We start from the raw sequence: 17,561 nt of genomic DNA, 5'->3' as shown, positions 1-17,561 counted from the left end.
CGTGGGGGCGGCGAATCCGGCGCCCCGGTTCTTCTGCGCCGACGCCGCCCGGCTGCGGAACGACCCCCTGGCCGGTACGGCGCCGTACGGGACGACCTGGATCCTCATCGAGTACCCGGGCGGCTGGCCGCCCAACGGCTTCGACGGCCTCGCACTCGAGCCCGACACAAAGCGGCTCGTGTTCTCCGCGGCCCAGGCGGTCCGGGCCCGCATCCTCCTGATCAGACGGCACGGACGGCGCACGTCCGATGGGACGCGGCGCTGGGCTGTCCTGCGCTACGAGAGCGACGGCGCGCACCGGCAGACCTGGGGCACCTGGACGCGTGACGAGGACCTCGCGGGCATCGCCGTCGCCCTCGATGCCCCCGGCGACCGGGGAGCTCGGCCCGTCGTGCTGGTCTGCGCCCACGGCCTGCACGACGCCTGCTGTGCCGTGCGCGGACGGCCGGTGTCACGGGCGTTGAGCAAGCGCTGGCCGGACCTGGTGTGGGAGTGCACGCACGTCGGAGGCGACCGATTCGCCGCCAACGTCCTCGTCGCGCCCGACGGCGTCTACTACGGCAACCTCGATGCCGCGTCAGCCGTCACCGCCGTCGAGGAGCACCTGTCCGACCGCGTACACGCCGATCACCTGCGCGGCTACACGAACCTCTTCCCGCCCCAGCAGACCGCCGTCGCGGCTCTCCTCGCACGCTTCGGCCCGGCCGGTCGGCACCACTACGCGGTCGAGGACACGACCCGCGACAACGACGGCTGGCTCGTCCGCCTGACGGCCCGTACGCCGCGCTCACCCGCGTATGACGTCGACGTACGCTCCCACCGGACGCCCGCTCGCCAATTGACCTGCAACGGTCTGTCCTTGAGCTCGACTGTCGTCTACGAAGCCCAGTCGATCGTCGCCGACCGACGGTGAACTGGGCGTGCGGACCGCCCCGTAGGCGCTGGACTGCCGAGCCCTCCCCTCACGCGGCGAGCGCGGCCGGCTCGCCGAGCCGGCCCGCCGCCGTACGCCACGCGGCGGTGACCGCGTCGTGCGCTTGTCCCGTACGCATGGTGCGGTGGCCGTGCCCGGTCACGGTGAGCGGAGCCCCGACGTGCACATGCAGCTCCGGACGACGCAGGGGCGCTGTGGCCAGGCCCGCCAGCTGCTTGGTCAGGCTCCCTGAGGTGACCCGCCGTGCCCCGGCCTGCCCGATCGGCACGATCGGTGCGCCCGTACGTTCGACGAGCCGGGTCACGCCGCTGCGGAAGGCGAGGGGTGCCTGCTCGCCGGCGTCCCGGCGTACGGGCAGGCGGCCCTCACCGTAGATGAGCACCAGCTTGCCCTCCTCGAGCGCGGCGGCGGCGAGGTCGAGGGCCTGTGCCGCACGGCGGTCTCCGCGATGAACCGGGATGTGGCCCTCGCGAGCCAGCGTCGTACCGAGGAACGGAATGCGCCACAGGCCCGCTGCGGCCATCACCACGGGCCGGACCCCAAGACGCTCCAGCGCGGCGAGCACGACAGCCGGGTCGGCCAACGAGGTGTGATTCGCGACGATGAGACTGCCACGTGCGAACTCGGCCCCGGGGTCGGCGCTCACCGTGAGGCGACCGAAAGCCGGAACGAGAACCTGGGCGAGGCGACTGAGCAACGTGCTCTCCTGAGGCCGACGACGAATGATCTCCATCGTCGGCGTCGGGAGCCGCTGGGGCCTGAGTGCAGGTACTCATCTTGGTCTGGCGTCCGGCACGTACGGTGCGCACTTCGCCGCTCCGGGCGCCGCCTGGACCTTCCGTACCCACGAGGGTCTCAGCGCTGCGGCGGCTACGACGAGGGCGACCCCTGCCCGGAGCGGAGCACGAGCAGGGTGATCTCGCTGGGCGCGAAGATACGGAAGGGTGGGCCCCAGAAGCCGGTGCCGCGGCTGGTGTAGAGGAGGGTTCGGGTGCCGTGGCGGCTCAGGCCCGCGACGGCGGGCTGGTCGAGGCGGACCAGGTGGTGGAAGGGCCAGATCTGGCCGCCGTGGGTGTGGCCTGACAGTTGCAGATCCACGCCCTCGGCGGCGGCCCGGTCGATGAACTTGGGCTGGTGGGCCAGGAGCAGAACAGGGTGATCGGGGTCGGTGCCGTCGAGCGCTCCGGCGAGGTGGGCGCGGTGGCCGGCCAGGCCCGAGGACTCGGCGGTGACATCGTCCACGCCGGCGACCACGAGGGTGTCACCGCCTCGTTCGAGCAGCAGATGGCGGTTGCGCAGGGGCTCCCAGCCCAGCTCGCCCATCAGGTCGACCCAGCCCTGGGCCTCGCTGTAGTACTCGTGGTTGCCGGTGACGTAGACGCGGGCCCGGGTGGCCCGCACGGTGCCGAGCGGGGTGGCCTGGGCGCGGCGGCGCTCGGCCGTGCCGTCGGCGATGTCACCGGTGTGGCAGACGAGGTCCGCCTCCAGGGTGTTCACCGTGTCGCAGACCCGCGCGGACCAGCGGGCGCGATCGAGCGGGCCGTAGTGGGTGTCGGTGATGAGGACGACGCGGGTGCCGTCCAATCCGGCGCCGAGGCGGGGGAGTTGCACGTCGAGCCGGCGCACCCGCGGCACCCGGCGGGCTTCGGCGTACCCCCAGGCGAGCAGCACGGCGGCTACGCCGAGGACTGCCCAGGTGACGGTCCGGGCCCGGTCCTGGCCGTCGCCGACACCGGCCACGGTCAGGGCGGGCCGCAGCAGGACACCGAGCAGAACGGACCAGGTGAACAGGACCCAGATGCTGCCGAGGAGGGTGTCCCCGACGATCGCCGCCGCGTCCTGCTGCCGCCGGCCGTGGCCGCGGACCATGGCGAGCGGCATGCCGATGAGACCGAGCGCGAACAGGCAGGTGCCGGCCAGTGTGAGGGGCAGTGGCCAGTTCTGGCCGGCGTGCAGGAGCAGCCAGCAGGGCACGGCCCACAGCAGGACGGGCGCGATCAGGGGGAGGTAGCGCATCAGGCGATGCAGCCGGCTCGGCTGAGCCGCGTCCGCCGCGGCTCCGGCGGATCGGGTTTCGTCGCTGGTCTCGGTCACGCTTCCCCTTTTTTCGAGCAACCGGGCTGCCGTCGCGGGAACTGTAGCCGTTCGTGTGCCACGCACGGATGCGCCTGCCCACGCTCGGGCACACCGCACCCCGCTGTGCTGTCGCACCGCACCAATACACCCCTGCAAGCCTCTTGAGGTGTCCCTGACGCTCCACTTAGGATCGCTCACCGTGGCTGAAACGTTTCATGACGGCGTTCGTGACGGCGTTTGAGTCGAGCTACCAACACCCCGAGCCCAGGTCTGCATGGACCACGCGGCGCAGCCGTTCCGCTGCCATGTCAGGACTGGAACGATTCATGCACTGTGCATCGCATAGGAGCCGACATTGATCAGCAGACGACGACTGCTCAGCACGACCACGACGGCCGCCCTGGGAACGGCCCTCGCCTCCGCCGTGCCGGGCGCAGCGCAGGCGAGGGGGGCCGCCGACGCGAAGGCCGCCGGCGTCACCGTCCCGTCCGTCGAGTACGTGAGCAACCCTCTGGGTCTCGACGCGGCTCGCCCCAGGTTCAGTTGGCCGCTGGCGTCCGCCGCGAAGGGGTGGACGCAGGGTGCCTATCAGATACGGGTGGCGAGCTCGCCAGGCCGGCTCTCGGAGCCCGACGTGTGGGACAGCGGGAAGGTCGCCTCGCGTGATTCCGTCCTGGTCTCCTACGCCGGCCCGGCGCTCAAGTCGCGTACGCGGTACCACTGGACGGTGCGTGTCTGGGACGACAAGGGAAGGGCCTCCGAGTGGAGCGAGCCTTCCTGGTGGGAAACCGGTCTCATGTCCCCTGACGACTGGACGGCCAGGTGGATCGCCGCCCCCGAAGCGCTCGTCGGCGCACCTGCGCTCGATGGCGCCTCGTGGATCTGGTTCCCCGAAGGCGACCCGGCCGCCGAAGCCCCCGCGGGAACCAGGTACTTCCGCGGCCCTCTGGACATTCCCGCAGGAGTGACCCGCGCCCGCCTCGTCATATCGGCCGATGACGGCTACACGGTGTACGTGAACGGCGAGCAGGTCGGCCACGTCGACGCTCACGGCCCGGCCGACAGCTGGCGCCGTCCCGCCCTCATCGACGTGACCTCCCAACTTGGCCCCGGCGCCGCGCTCATCGCCGTCGCGGCCACGAACGCCACCGTGAGCCCCGCGGGCCTTCTCGGCCTCCTTGAGCTGACCACCGCGGACGGTGTGCGCACCTTCGCCACCGGCGGCGAGTGGAAGGCCGCCGACAAGGAGCCCTCGGGTGACTGGCGTTCGGCCGCGTACGACGACAGTGCGTGGCAGGCCGCCAAGGAGCTCGCACCCTGGGGATCGGGGCCGTGGGGAAAGGTGGCGGTGGCCGTGTCCCCGGCCGCGCAGCTGCGCCAGGAGTTCCGCCTGGGGCGCCGGACGGTCGCGCGGGCACGGCTCTATGCCACCGCCCTCGGCCTGTACGAGGCGCAGATCAACGGCCGTCGGGTCGGCGAGGACCGCCTCGCGCCCGGCTGGACGGATTACAACAAGCGGGTGCAGTACCAGACGTACGACGTGACCGGGCTGGTCAGGTCCGGCACGAACGCCATCGGCGCCACACTCGCCACCGGCTGGTACGCGGGCAACGTCGGCATGTTCGGACCGCATCAGTACGGTGAACGCCCGGCCTTCCTGGCCCAGTTGGAGGTCACGTACACCGACGGCAGCACCGACCGCGTCCTGTCCGGGACCGACTGGCGGGCCGCGCTCGGGCCCGTCACCATGGCGGACCTCCTGACGGGTGAGGAGTACGACGCCCGCCGGGAGACCGAGGGCTGGACGCGCCCCGGCTTCGACGACTCCGGCTGGGTGCCCGCCGACGCCTTCGGCGAGGTGAAGGCCGCGCTGGTGGCGGCGGTCGACGGGGCCACGCGCGTGAAGCACGAACTGCCCGCACAGAAGGTGACCGAGCCGGGGCCTGGCGTCTTCGTCTTCGACCTCGGCCAGAACATGGTCGGTGCCGTGCGCCTACAGGTGAAGGGCGAGGCGGGCACGGTCATCACGCTGCGCCACGCGGAGGTGCTCAACCCCGACGGCACCCTCTACACCGCCAACCTGCGCAGCGCGCGGGCAACGGACACGTACACCCTCAAGGGCGCGGGGACGGAGACGTACGAGCCGCGCTTCACCTTCCACGGCTTCCGCTACGTCGAGGTGACCGGCTATCCCGGCCGGCCGCCGCTGAGCGCCGTCAAAGGGCGGGTCATCCACACCGACGCCCCGTTCACCATGGACTTTTCGACGAATGTACCGATGCTCAACCAGCTGCACAGCAACATCACCTGGGGTCAGCGCGGCAACTTCGTCTCCGTGCCCACCGACACCCCCGCGCGCGACGAGCGGCTCGGCTGGACCGGCGACATCAACGTGTTCGCGCCGACGGCGGCGTACACCATGGAGTCGGCGCGGTTTCTCACCAAGTGGCTCGACGACCTGCGCGACGGGCAGGACGGCGACGGCGCGTTCACCGACGTGGCGCCGTTCGTCGGCACGGTCGGGCGAGGCGTGGCGGGCTGGGGCGACGCGGGGGTGACCGTCCCGTGGGCGCTGTACCAGGCGTACGGCGACCTGGGGGTCCTGGAGCGCGCATGGCCCTCCATGGTGAAGTGGCTCGGCTATCTGGAGGCGCACAGCAGCGGGTTCCTGCGCCCCGCGGAGGGCTACGGCGACTGGCTCAACGTCAAGGACGAAACGCCCAAGGACGTCATCGCCACGGCGTACTTCGCGCACTCGGCCGACCTGGTGTCCCAGGCGGCGAAGGCCCTCGGCAAGGACCCGGCGCCGTACACGGCACTCTTCGCCGGCGTGCGCGACGCCTTCCGGGCGGCGTACGTCTCGGCCGGCGGCAAGGTGAAGGGCGACACGCAGACCGCGTACGTCCTGGCCCTCTCCATGAACCTCCTCGCCGAGGCCGACCGCGCTCCGGCCGCCGATCGACTGGTCGAACTCATCAGGTCCAAGGGGTGGCACCTGTCGACCGGATTCCTCGGCACCCCTCGCCTGTTGCCGGTGCTCACCGAGACCGGGCACACCGATGTCGCCTACCGGCTGCTCGTCCAGCGTTCGTTCCCCAGCTGGGGCTACCAGATCGACAAGGGAGCCACGACGATGTGGGAGCACTGGGACTCCCTCAAGGAGGACGGCAGCTTCCAGGACCCCGGGATGAACTCTTTCAACCACTACGCGTACGGCGCGGTGGGGGAGTGGATGTACGCGAACATCGCGGGCATCGCCCCGGCCGAACCGGGCTTCCGCAAGATCCGGGTCCGGCCGCGGCCCGGTGGCGGGATCACCGAGGCACAAGGCCGTTACGACTCCGTGCACGGGCCGATCACCACGCAGTGGAAGGTGGACGACGGAGGTTTCCGGCTCACCGTCGCGGTGCCCGCCAACACGACCGCTGAAGTGTGGGTCCCCACCGGCGAGTCGGCCGAGGCGGACCAAGTCGCGCACGGCTCTGCGAAGTTCCTCCGCGTGGAGGACGGCTGCGCCGTCTTCGCCGTGGGCTCCGGCACGCACCGGTTCTCCAACTGACCGTGCCGTAGGGCTTCGTCAGGGGCGACCGACGGCAGTCGTGTCGGTCGCCCCCTCGTGTTCACGCGAGAAGTCAGCTCGCGGGACGGAGCAGGGTGATGCGGTTGGCGCCCAGTTCGGTGACGTACAGGTTCCCGGTGGCGGTGTCCTCCGTGACGTCGAGCGGTTGCTGGAAGCCGGTCATGCCCGCGGTGCCGGTGAGCGGTGGGGCCGGCCGGCCCTGGGCGTCGACGCCGAACACCGCGATGTCCTGCCCGCTCGAGTAGCGCACGACGAGCAGCTTGCCGCGCAGGGCTCCGCCGAAGGCGCCCGAGCGGTACTCCACCACGCCGTTGGCGGAGGCGTGCAGCCCCGCGTCGTAGATGCCGGCGAGGTCGAGGTTGCGGTCGGGCTGCGTGCCCACGGGGTAGGCGGCCGCCTGGAAGGGGTCGCTGCCCGAGGTGGGATTGCCGGCGGCGAGCACCCATTCGCAGCGGCTCGGGTTGGGGTGTCCGTAGTAGCGGTTCTTCTTGACGTCGAAGATGTAGTCCGTCTCGGCGTTCGGGTTGTTGGTGAGCGCGGGGACGGCGGGTCCTGTGTACGGGCCGGACGTCGCGGAGTCGATCCGCCGGTTGCAGGCGGCGGGCAGGGACACCGGCGAGGCGGGGGCATTGCCGCCGGCCGCGGAGCCGTTGGTCGGGGTGTAGAGGTGTCCGTTGCTGTGCCAGACGAGGTCATAGGCGTTGCGGACCCCGGTCGCGTACAGCGTGAGCGGGGCGGTCGCGGTGAAGGGGTCGTAGGTGCCGCCGCCCTCGGTCTGCACGTTCAACGGCAGTGTCTGCGGCAGCTTCGCGGGGTCCAGACGCAGCACCGCGGCGCTCAGCAGCCGTTCGGGGCGGTTGCCCCAGGCACCGTCGGGGGCGCCCATGGCGTTGTTGGCGCCCTGGCTGATGTACAGCGCGCCATCGGGGCCGAAGGCCAGGGAGTTGGTCTCGTGGTCCTTGACCGACCGCGGCAGCTTCGAGACGACCTCGGTGTACGTGCCGAGCGCGGGCCCCGTGAGCTTTGCGACGCTACTGGAGAAGTCGGGCTCGCTCGGAGTGCCGCCCGCGTACATGGTGTTGGAGCTGACCCACAGGATCGGCGCGGCGGCGGTGGACGCCGGATCGAAGGCCAGGCCGATGATCGTCCGGTTGGGGGCACCGGGCAGGGCGCGCGCAGTGGCGTCCGTGCGGACGGTGCTGATGGTCTGCGCGCCGGTGAGGGTGCCGTCGGCGGCGATGGTCCAGCGCACGATGTAGCCGTCCAGCGTGGAGGCGTAGAGCTTGCCGTCCGGCCCCTTGACGACGGAGGTGAAGCTGCGCCCGCTCGCACCGCTGGCGACCTTGGCGAAGGCGATATCGCCCCCGCCGCCGGCCGCTCCGGTGGTGAACACCGAACGCCACGGTGTGAACGTGCGCCCCGTGAGGTCCTTGGCGCCGCTGGTGACTTCGACGACGTAGCGGGTGTTGGCCTTGAGGCCCGCGGTGGGCGAGACGTTGATGACGTCGCCGCCGCCGGAGGTGATGACCCGGGTGGCGACGGCCGCGCCGGAGACGGACTCCTTGAGCGTCACGGTGGACGAGGCGAGTGAGGCCGCGTCGACACCGGATCCGATCAGCCGCAGGTCGGCGACGATGCTGCCGGTGGGCGAGACGTCGGTGGCGGTGTTGGCCGGAGTCATGGCGCGCACCTCGGGGTGCTGGGACGCGTCGGCCACGGGGTCCACCGTCAGGTGGGTGATCTTGGTGTTGGTACCGGTGGCGGGACTGACGGTGAGCCGCCCGTCGGCGACGTTCGCCGACACGGTCGCGGTGCGGTAGCGCGTCGACGTGGTCGGTACGAAGGTGTCGACCGCGTTCTGGTTCTCGATCTGGAGCGCGTGTGTGCTGTCCACCGAGGTGGCGTCACCGGTCGTGACCGAGACGCGGTACGTGCCGTTGGGCACGGCTATCTCCCAGCGGCCCGGGGTCTTCACGCCCGTCGAGGACGCCGGGAGTTGCATGTGCATCAGGGTGGCGCGCAGCCGGTCGGTCTCCGCGGTGCCCCGGTCGCGGCCGTTGCCGACAAGGCTGAGTGGTGTCGTGCCCGTCATGCCGACCCAGCCGTACTCCAGACCGGTGCCTTGGCCGGCCCCGGTCCGTGCCCCGAACGCCTGCCCGTAGTCGAGGACGTTCCCGGTGACCGGCGTCGTGGTCGCTGCGCCGAAGTCCATCTTCACGGAGAACGTCGGCTCGGCCTGGGCGGACGAAGGCGCCACCAGCAGGGCGACCAGTGCGCCGAGCGCGATCCCTGTCGCGCGGATCCGCAGGCGCCGGGCCGGCCCGTGCGGGCCCACCCGGTGGGATCTTCGCGGCTCCGCTCGCCGTGGTGCTCGCGCGCTGCATAAAGCATGCGCATGTATTGATTTCACTGGTAAATCCCCTTTCGTACTGGGTAATTGGCATGAGCTGCATAAGAGTGATGGATGCTTGATATTCCGTACATACGAACGAGGAAAAACGAGGAAATTGGGACGGAAGCCGCGCGGCCTCGACGCAAGATCGCCTCTGCGTAGTGTTCGGGCCGGTGGGAGGCGGACGGCATGCAGGGTGACGAGGTAGCTTGCGAACCCGGGACGCATCAGAGATGGCCGGGCAAGGGCGGTGTTCCGCCGGGGGCGCTCGTCGGTGAGGAGGAAACATGGGTGGGATGGAGGCGGAGGCGCCGACGGCGAGCTTGCGCGCCGCGGTACATACGCTCCTGAAGGTCCTGGAGCCGGAGCAGGTACGCGAGTTGCGGGCGGCGCCGAGCCGGCTTGATGCCCCGGAGCTGCGGGAGTGGACGTATCTGCCCGGCTCACGGCCGGGGTTGTCCACCGAGGGGCTCGACGGCGTACAGCGCGAGGCGGTCGATGCGGTGCTCGCCGCCGCGCACGGCGCGCTGGGCGCGGAGCTGGCCCTCGGCGCGATCGAGGTGGAACGTCATCGCCGTGTCCTGGTCGGGGCGACGGGCCCGGACCGGTACTGGCTGCGGCTGCTGGGCGATCCCGACGGTGACGGCCCATGGGGCTGGCGGATGAACGGCCACCACCTCGCCGTTCATGTGCTGGTCGCGGCGGGCGGTATCCGGGTGACGCCCCACTTCATCGGCTCGGAGCCGGCGCGCATCGCCGACGGCCCGCACGCAGGGCGGCGGTTGCTGGGCCCGGAAGAGGATCTGGCCCGCGATCTCGTCACCGGCCTGGACCGCGCCCGGCGCACCGAAGCGGTCTTCTCGGCCACGCCGCCGGACGACATCCTCACCCGCGACGACCCGTTCGCCGACCCCGGCGTGCTGCCGGCCGGCCTGTCGTACGGCGCGATGACGGACCCGCAGCAACAGCTCCTCGAACACCTGGTGCGCCGCTACTTCGACCGGGCTCCTGCCGCCTACGCACAGGCCCGCTGGTCCGAGGTCCAAGCGCGCGGCCTGGAGGCGCTCTCCTTCGCCTGGGCCGGCGGCACGGCCCCCGGCGAACAGCACTACTACTGCGTACGATCGCCCGATTTCCTCATCGAGTACGACAACACCCAGGACAACGGCAACCACGCCCACTCCGTGTGGCGGCACCTACGCCACGACTGGGGCATCGATCTTCTGCGGACGCACTACACGGATCAGCACACCGACGGCTGACCGGCTCGGCGCGAACGCCCCCTGGAGCATGCGGAGTTGTGCACCTGGCCGGCGGGTGAGGCCTCAATCGCCCCCACCACCTCCGCCGCCACCGCAACTCGAACCGCTCCCGGCGTATGTGCCCGCATCCGAGCCCGGATCGGAGTCGTTGTCCAGGGCCTTGCCCATGCGCCTCAGCGTCCGGCCGAGACCGGCCGGCAGCGTCTGCGCGTGGCCACCCCGGTGTCGCACCGTCCCGTCCCGGGAAATCGTGGCCCCGCCAAGGACGTACTGCGGCACGCTCGCGTCGTCCCGGGCCGCCTGCAGGTGGCGCCTGCCCGCACGCGTCACCCTCCGCCGCGAGCCCGCCACCAGACCCCGTGCGGCCAGCCGACGCCCGATCTCCTCGACTTCCGGGGAGCGTTGCACGGCAGCACGTACGGCGTTGATGACCTTGCTGCGCCGGCAGAAGACGAGCACAGCACGCTCGACGGCATGCTCGGGGTGCTCGCCATCCACCGCACGTACCCGTGAGGCGAGCACCACGACGAGGCCGCGCCTGTTCAGCGCGATGATCGCGCTGTCCGCCACCCGCTGAGGCCCGCCCGCCAGGAACGCGACGTCATAGACGCCCAGATCCCGCGCCGCGCCCGAACCCCTGCTGAACCTCCGGAACCCCCACCGCATCCAGACCCGCCCCCCGATTCGGCCCGCTGCACCTGCCGGCAGTGTCACCTGCCGGCCAAGGGTCCAACCCTCATCCCGCCATCTCAGAGCATTACTTGAGCTACGGGCACGCCGACTACGGGTGCCCCGACTGCGAGCACGCCACCGCGTGGGTGGCGTACGGCGCCCTCAACTGCCCGCCTTCACCGGCGTATCGGCCTTGTCGCCCACGGACGCCGAGGTCGCGGACTCCGGGACGGGCCGGTCCTGGCGCAAGGCCGTCCACACCTGGTGCGAGGCCTTGTCGAGCGGCAGTACGCGGCCGGCGTCCTGTGCGTCGTAGGTGACGGGCAGGGTGACCATCCGGGTGCGCTCGGGGCTGATGTCCTTGAGATCCTTGGCCAGACCGAGCAACTTGTCCGCCGAGGCCAGGTCGGAGTCCGCGCTGATGCTCTTGGTGGCGGTGTCGGCGAGCGCGTAGGACTTGGCCGGGCTGCCCAGCGGATCGACGGTGTGCGCGCGGTGGATCAGGGCCTTGACGAACGCCTGCTGGAGCTGGATGCGCCCCAGGTCGCTGCCGTCGCCCACGCCATGCCGGGTGCGTACGAGCGCGAGTGCCTGCTCGCCGTTGAGGCGGTGCTTGCCGGCGGTGAGCGAGAGACCGCTGTTGGGGTCGTCGATGGCCTTGCGGGTTGTGATGTCCACGCCGCCGAGCTCGTCGATGAGCTTCTGGAACCCCTTGAAGTCGACTTCGAGGTAGTGGTCCATGCGCAGGCCCGACATCTTCTCGACGGTCTTGACGGTGCAGGCCGGTCCGCCCACCGCGTAGGACGAGTTGAACATCGCCTGCTGTGCGCCGGGCGTCTCGTCGCCGCCGGGCTTCGTACACGCGGGGCGTTCGACCATCGTGTCGCGCGGAATGCTGACGACGGAGGCCTTCTGGTGGCTCTTGTCGACGTGCAGCACCATCGCCGTGTCGGCCCGTGCCCCGCTGACTCCCTGGCCGTACTTGCCGTGGGTGCCCGCCCGGGAGTCCGATCCGAGCAGCAGGATGTTCTGCGCACCGCCGCGCTGCGCGTCGGGCCGGTCCTGCCCCAGCGCGGCGTTCAGGTCGGTGGACTTGATGTTGCCGTCGAGGTGCTGCCAGGCGTAGGCGACGCCGCCGCCGGTGGCGAGCAGGAGAGCCAGGGTGCCCCAGGCCACGTACCGCAGACCCGTCTTGCGTGCCTTGTGGCGGGAGCGGCCGAGCCGTGGAGGTCCGTAACCGGGGGCCGGTGGGGCGCCGGCCGGCTGCGCGGGGTGTTCGTTCTGGTGCGGCATGCGCTGCCCTCTATCGTCTGCCGGGTTCTCAGTACGCGGATTCGCCTGCCGGGTCTCAGTACGCGGAGTCGACGTTGTCGATGGAGCCGTAGCGGTCCGCGGCGTAGTTGGCGGCCGCGGTGATGTTGGCGACCGGGTCGGTCAGGTCCTCGGGGGTGCCCTCGACGTGGTAGGCGTCGAACGTGGGCTGGATGACCTGGAGCAGTCCCTTGGAGGGGGTGCCGTTCTGGGCGTTGATGTCCCAGTTGTTCTGGGCGCTCGGGTCACCGCCGGACTCGCGGATGATGTTGCGGTGCAGTCCCTCGTAGCTGCCGGGGATGCCCTCGGCCTTCATGATGTCGAGGGACTCGCGGATCCAGCCGTCGAGGTTTTCGGGGTAGGTCTTGTCGTCCGCCGCGCGCTGCGCCGACGGAGCGCTCCCCGCGGGCTCGGCGGCCTGGGCGGGGGAGGGGGCCAAGGCGAGAGCGGCGGCCGCGGTGCCCGCGGTGGCTATGCCGGTGAACGTGATCTTGCGCAGTCGTGCGATGCGGGTTCGGGTCTGCGTGGGGGTCATAGGGGGTGTGCGCTCCAATGCGGTACGTCATGGTGCCGGGCGAATCCGCCCGGTTGCTCCCGGCTGTCCGGGAACGTCAGCCAGTCGTAGCCCCGCCCGGACGGCCGACGCAAAGATGTGACGTACTACCTCGGTCAGCAGAGGACCCCCACGGCCCCCAGCCCGAAGCCCTCACAAGGCTCCACGGCGCACCGGCGGCACTACTAGCGTCCTTAGCATGTGCGCTGGGTCATATGCGTGGGCTCACACTCCGAGCGGCGCGGGGTGACTCTCGGCACGCCCACTCCTGCCCCTGACCGCCGCGCCTTCGTGAACCACAGGTGTGACGCACGCCCGCGTCACACCTGTCCCGTGTTGCTCGGCCCGCCTTCAAAAGTTGGCCGAGTCATGCCATAGACGGCGCCGCATTCCGTGAATAAAAGAACTGTGGGAGCGCTCTCACCCCCCACCGGTTCACGCCCTCACGGAGGCGCCATGAGAACGAGCCGTACGACGTCCGCTGCCCGCACCGGGGCCTCGAGCAGATGGCGAGCCGCGCTGATCGCGGCCTGCGCGGCGGTCGGACTCCTCACCGTGCTGATGCCGGCCGACGCGCGCGGCGACGTACCGCCGCCCGCGCCCGGCTGGACACTGCAATGGAGCGACGACTTCACCGGGGCGAACAACGCCCTGCCCTCGTCCACGAACTGGCAGATCGACACCGGCCACAACTACCCCGGCGGGCCTGCGAACTGGGGCACCGGAGAGATCCAGAACTACACCGCGAACCCCGCCAATCTGAGCCTCGACGGCGGCGGCAACCTGCGCATCACCCCGCTCAAGGACGGGGCCGGCAACTGGACCTCGGGCCGTATCGAGACCCGCCGCGCGGACTTCAAGGCGCCCGCGGGCGGCACGCTCGCCATCGAGGGCCGCATTCAGATGCCGAACGTCACCGGCACCCAGGCCCTCGGCTACTGGCCGGCGTTCTGGGCGCTCGGGGCGCCGTACCGGGGCAACTACTGGAACTGGCCGGCCATAGGCGAGTTCGACATCATGGAGAACGTCAACGGGATCAACTCCGTCTGGGGCGTGCTGCACTGTGGCGTGAACCCGGGCGGCCCCTGCAACGAAACCCAGGGCATCGGCGCCAGCCGGGCCTGCCCGGGCGCGAGCTGCCAGTCCGCGTTCCATACGTACCGCTTCGAATGGGACCGCAGCGTGAGTCCCAACGTGCTGCGCTGGTACGTCGACGGACAGCTTTACCTCAGCGTCGACGAGAACCGGGTCGGAGCCGAGGCGTGGAACAACATGACCAGCCACGCCGGCTACTTCATCCTGCTCAACGTGGCGATGGGCGGCGCCTTCCCCAACGGCGTCGCGGGCCACGGCACCCCGGTCCCCGAGACCGTCTCCGGCCGCCCGATGCTGGTGGACTACGTCGCGGTGTGGACACGCGGCGGCGGCACGGACCCCGATCCCGACCCGGGTGATCCGACCGCACTGCACCTGCGGACCGGTGGCGGCCTCGGCGCCGCTCAGTCGTCCGCCGCCACGGCGGCACTCCCGTCCGCGGGCGGGGTGAACCGGGACGGTACGCCGTACAACCCGCAGGTCTTCACGGCGAGCGGAGTCAACGGCGCGTACACCGGCGGCTCGACCCAGTTCGATCTCTTCGTCGACGCCGGCACCACGGTCGCCAACGGGCAGCAGGTGCGGGTGAGTTACGACCGTACGGGCGACGGAAGCTGGGAGCGCACGGAGACGTATCACTATTTCGCCACCGATCCCGTGACCGGCTACGAGCACTACACGCAGGCCCGCGGCCTCAAGTCCTCGACCGGTGCGCACGGCACCATGACGAACGGCAGGGTGCGCGTCGAGGTGTGGAACGCGATCGGCAACGGCCCCAGCACGCTGGGCATCGGCAATCAGTCACGGGTGACCGTCCCGATCGGCTGAGCCGCACGACGCGGTCACCGCGGGACGAGCCGGTCCCTGCCCCGCGGTGACCGCGCCGCACGACGGAGGCGAACCGGCCGGCATGGACTTGTCCGGCATGGACTCCGCCGGCCCGGAGCAGGATTCCGGCGTGACCATGGTGCGTACGAAGTCATCTGCCGTTGCCGCGCTGGCTGTTGTGGCCGTGCTCGCCGGAGCCCAGGCATGCTCCTCGGGTTCCTCGGGCTCCTCCGGCTCCTCGGACGCGAACGGCGCCTCCAGCCGGTCCGGGTCCGACGCATCGCCGCCCACCACTCCACCGAGCCCTCCGGCCGAGCCCAAGCCATCACCGACCGGACCTTGCGCGGACGGAACATGCGAGGTCGAGGTCGCCGTGGGAGACGTCCTGGCCGTCCCCGACACCTACGGACTCGGTCCGATGACAGTGAAAGCGATCACCGGCGAATCGGTCGAGCTCACCGCGCCGTTGACAGGATCGGGCTACAGCATCTCCGGGTGCTCAGGAGGCGGCGGCACGTCCTCGCACGGCGGTGGCGGTGTCAGCCTGAAGTGCGACCGGGGGACCGTCGCGACCATCAACAAGGTCATGAGCCTGGAGGTCCTCAAGACGGGGGCCACCGTCGCGGTGCTTCGTATCGCGCCCGGCGGCTGACCGCGGGCGGCGGACTGCCGCCTGCGCCGGCACGGAGCCCGCGCAGAACTGAGCCGGTCCGGCGGCGTGCACCGGTACCGGGCTGACCTCGCGCTCATCAACGCCTGCCCGGCACCGGCCACTTCACCCGGCTGCTCGCCGCTCAGTGTTCGTGCGTGACCTGAGCAAGCAGCTCACGGATCTCCCGCAGGCTCATTCGCGTACCGGGGTCGGAGTCCCGCTCCTCGATCTGCGCGAAGTGCTGCTCGGCCGTGGTGAGATCGCCGCGGCGCCGGGCCAGCCGGCCGGCGAGGCGGTGGCCGTAAAGATGGCCCGGGTACTCGGCGAGGATGTCCGCGACGAGTGGCGCGGCCTCCTCGTCGCGCTCCGCCTCGACGAGGAGCTCGGCCAGCTCGGGACGCGGATCCGGGCGCGAGGCGAGTGGTCCCCGCGGTCGGTCGAAGTCACCGGAGCGCTCCACTGCACGGCGCAGCCACTGCTCGGCCTGCGCGGTGCGCCCGAGCCGGCGCAGCGCCCTGCCGAGGTGGTACGCCGCCTCGGGGATGTCGTTCTCCCACGCCATCTGGAGCCACTGCTCGGCCTCGGCGTACCGTCCCCAGCGCACCATGCTGCGACCGGCCAGGAATGCGGGGCGCGCCAGTCCGCCCTCGGCGGCGCGCACGTACCAGCGCTCCGCGAACTGTGGGTCCCCGCCCCGCTCTTCGGAGGTCCAGCCGACGCCCCAGGCGGCCCTCGCATGCCCGAGCTGCGCGGCCTTCAGCGTCCAGATGCCGGCGGCCCGGTCGTCCTTCGCGCGGGTGTGGATCCCGGCGATGCTGTACGCCGCCCTCGCGTCCCCGGCCTCGGCGGCGGGCTCGAAGTACGGCACGAGCAGGGTCTCGTCGGCCTGGCAGTCCTGCAGCATGCGGCCGAGGTCGAGCAGCGCGCGCGGAGTGCCGGATCTGCGGTACCAGTCGGCCGCGTCGGGCAGCCGGTAGAGGCGCTCGAGCGCATCGGCGTACGCGAAGCACTCCTCGGGACCGCCGGCCTCCGCGGCCGCACGCAACTCGGGCAGGCGCGCGGTGAGTTCGGGGTCGGGCAGCCGGGCGGGGTCGGCGCGGATCGCCGCGATCTCCTCGAGCTGGTCGACGAACATCTTGGGCAGTCCGTCGTACGGATCGTCCTCGTCCTCGGAGGTGCCGGTGAGACGCAGCCACCGCTCGGCCTCGTCGAGCCGCCGCTGCATGATGCCGATGAGACCGAGGTAGTAGCGGGCGTAGTCGTGACCGTCGGGCGCCGCGGCCGCCGTCTCGAACCACTGCTCGGCCACACGCTGGTCACCGCGCTCGAACGCCCAGACACCAAGGACGTAGGCCGCACCCGAGTAGCCGAGCTCATGCGCTCGTACGGCCAGGGCGTGGGCTTCCTCGAACCGGTCGCTGTCGCGGGCGACCAGGATGGCCTGCTCGATCAGGGCCTTGTGGGAGCCGACCGCCGCGGCTCGCGCGTAGAGGGCCTCCGCCACGCGGATCGTGCTCGGGTAGTACGTGAACATGCCCGCGTACTCCGGGTCGCGCAGCGGACTCAGCGCCTCGAACGCGGCCTCGGCGTCCCCGTCCGCCTCCGCCCGCGCGAGCCTGTCCTCCCAGAGCTCCAGGTCGTCGACGAAGTTCTCGATGACCTGACGGGTCGATGCCGCCTTGTGGTCCCCGAGTTCGGCCGCCTCGGCCAGCTGCGCCTGTGCTTCGGCGAAGGCACCGTGGCGGGCGGCTTTGAGCACGGCACCGTTGGTGAGGCACTGGACATTGCCGAGTGCGGCTCCCCGCGCGTACCACTCCTGTGCCCCGTCCGGGTCGCCGGCCTCCTTCAGGAGCGTGCCGAGCCCGAAGGCGCAGCCGCCGTCGCGGTCGGCCGCGCTGCGGTACCAGCGCTCGGCTTCGGCGAACTCCCAGCGGTCCTTGTGACAGATCGCGAGCGTACGCGCCGCATCCGCGTCCCCGTCCGCGGCCGCTCGGGCCCACCAGGGAAGGGCCTGGTCCATCCGGCCGTTCTTGCCGAGGAACGTGGCGTAGGCGCGGTACGCACCGTCCTGTCCGGCCTCTGCGGCGGCCGCCAACTCGGCTTCCTCGTCCCGTATTTCCGCGTGCGTTTCCCCGTGTGTCATAACGAGATCGTGTCAGGCGGGCGCGGCCGGGACGGAAGGGGGTCGGGTGCGCCCGCCTGACAC

At 71.1% G+C, this 17,561-nt stretch carries 12 protein-coding genes; 5 read left to right on the top strand and 7 right to left on the bottom strand.

Annotation, left to right across the window (positions count from 1 at the left end; genetic code table 11):
• Position 1: 1 nt before the first annotated feature.
• Positions 2-913, top strand: coding sequence for a sucrase ferredoxin (locus G6045_RS03050; protein ID WP_165330192.1), 912 nt, complete (start codon positions 2-4; stop codon positions 911-913).
• Positions 914-962: 49 nt separating this feature from the next.
• Here G6045_RS03050 and G6045_RS03045 read toward each other — a convergent pair whose 3' ends face one another.
• Both G6045_RS03045 and G6045_RS03040 read right to left on the bottom strand, forming a co-directional pair.
• A complete protein-coding gene (locus G6045_RS03045) occupies positions 963-1,631 on the bottom strand; it encodes a lysophospholipid acyltransferase family protein (protein WP_165330191.1) in 669 nt (222 codons plus the stop codon).
• 173 nt (positions 1,632-1,804) lie between these two features.
• Complete coding sequence (locus tag G6045_RS03040) at positions 1,805-3,028, bottom strand: metallophosphoesterase (RefSeq protein WP_165330190.1); 1,224 nt, start codon at positions 3,026-3,028, stop codon at positions 1,805-1,807.
• Between the two features lie 337 nt (positions 3,029-3,365).
• Here G6045_RS03040 and G6045_RS03035 point away from each other — a divergent pair, with 337 nt between their 5' ends.
• Positions 3,366-6,569 carry an alpha-L-rhamnosidase gene (locus G6045_RS03035; protein WP_165330189.1) on the top strand — a complete coding sequence of 1,068 codons (3,204 nt, stop codon included), beginning with the start codon at positions 3,366-3,368 and terminating at the stop codon, positions 6,567-6,569.
• A 73-nt stretch (positions 6,570-6,642) separates the two neighbouring features.
• On the opposite strand, the gene G6045_RS03030 is transcribed toward G6045_RS03035, so the two are convergent.
• Positions 6,643-8,925, bottom strand: coding sequence for an Ig-like domain-containing protein (locus G6045_RS03030; RefSeq protein WP_206343204.1), 2,283 nt, complete (start codon positions 8,923-8,925; stop codon positions 6,643-6,645).
• Between the two features lie 344 nt (positions 8,926-9,269).
• Between G6045_RS03030 and G6045_RS03025 the strand changes: the two genes are divergently transcribed.
• Positions 9,270-10,244 (top strand): DUF3500 domain-containing protein, encoded by a 975-nt coding sequence (locus G6045_RS03025; protein WP_165330187.1) that lies wholly within the window; start codon positions 9,270-9,272, stop codon positions 10,242-10,244.
• 63 nt (positions 10,245-10,307) lie between these two features.
• Here the strand turns inward: G6045_RS03025 and G6045_RS03020 are convergent, their stop codons facing one another.
• The 3 genes from G6045_RS03020 to G6045_RS03010 all read right to left on the bottom strand — a co-directional run bounded on the left by G6045_RS03020 (position 10,308) and on the right by G6045_RS03010 (position 12,762).
• A complete protein-coding gene (locus tag G6045_RS03020) occupies positions 10,308-10,958 on the bottom strand; it encodes a TIGR04222 domain-containing membrane protein (RefSeq protein ID WP_328707636.1) in 651 nt (216 codons plus the stop codon).
• A gap of 120 nt (positions 10,959-11,078) precedes the next feature.
• Positions 11,079-12,209, bottom strand: a complete 1,131-nt coding sequence (locus tag G6045_RS03015; RefSeq protein WP_165330185.1) for an LCP family protein — start codon at positions 12,207-12,209, stop codon at positions 11,079-11,081.
• A 55-nt stretch (positions 12,210-12,264) separates the two neighbouring features.
• On the bottom strand, positions 12,265-12,762 hold the full coding sequence (locus G6045_RS03010; protein ID WP_165330184.1) for a transglycosylase SLT domain-containing protein: 498 nt from the start codon (positions 12,760-12,762) through the stop codon (positions 12,265-12,267).
• 474 nt (positions 12,763-13,236) lie between these two features.
• On the opposite strand from G6045_RS03010, the gene G6045_RS03005 reads away from it, so the two are divergent.
• Entirely contained in the window at positions 13,237-14,703 is a 1,467-nt protein-coding gene (locus G6045_RS03005; protein WP_165330183.1) for a glycoside hydrolase family 16 protein, read from the top strand.
• Positions 14,704-14,785: 82 nt separating this feature from the next.
• Positions 14,786-15,355 carry a hypothetical protein gene (locus tag G6045_RS41165; protein ID WP_235967504.1) on the top strand — a complete coding sequence of 190 codons (570 nt, stop codon included), beginning with the start codon at positions 14,786-14,788 and terminating at the stop codon, positions 15,353-15,355.
• A gap of 142 nt (positions 15,356-15,497) precedes the next feature.
• Here G6045_RS41165 and G6045_RS02995 read toward each other — a convergent pair whose 3' ends face one another.
• Positions 15,498-17,498 carry a sel1 repeat family protein gene (locus tag G6045_RS02995; protein ID WP_165330182.1) on the bottom strand — a complete coding sequence of 667 codons (2,001 nt, stop codon included), beginning with the start codon at positions 17,496-17,498 and terminating at the stop codon, positions 15,498-15,500.
• Between the last annotated feature and the right edge of the window lie 63 nt (positions 17,499-17,561).

The organism is Streptomyces mesophilus (assembly GCF_011044995.1).
GTDB classification, from domain to species: domain Bacteria; phylum Actinomycetota; class Actinomycetes; order Streptomycetales; family Streptomycetaceae; genus Streptomyces; species Streptomyces mesophilus.
The sequence above is the reverse complement of the archived record's forward strand: the minus strand, read 5'-3'. Positions and strand labels throughout refer to the sequence as shown.

Excerpts from the sequence above, each read along its gene's own strand:
- G6045_RS03005 (WP_165330183.1), top strand. The coding sequence starts at position 13,237 with ATGAGAACGAGCCGTACGACGTCCGCTGCCCGCACCGGGGCCTCGAGC.
- G6045_RS03010 (WP_165330184.1), bottom strand. The coding sequence starts at position 12,762 with ATGACCCCCACGCAGACCCGAACCCGCATCGCACGACTGCGCAAGATC.
- G6045_RS02995 (WP_165330182.1), bottom strand. The coding sequence starts at position 17,498 with ATGACACACGGGGAAACGCACGCGGAAATACGGGACGAGGAAGCCGAG.
- G6045_RS03025 (WP_165330187.1), top strand. The coding sequence starts at position 9,270 with ATGGGTGGGATGGAGGCGGAGGCGCCGACGGCGAGCTTGCGCGCCGCG.
- G6045_RS03015 (WP_165330185.1), bottom strand. The coding sequence starts at position 12,209 with ATGCCGCACCAGAACGAACACCCCGCGCAGCCGGCCGGCGCCCCACCG.
- G6045_RS41165 (WP_235967504.1), top strand. The coding sequence starts at position 14,786 with ATGGACTTGTCCGGCATGGACTCCGCCGGCCCGGAGCAGGATTCCGGC.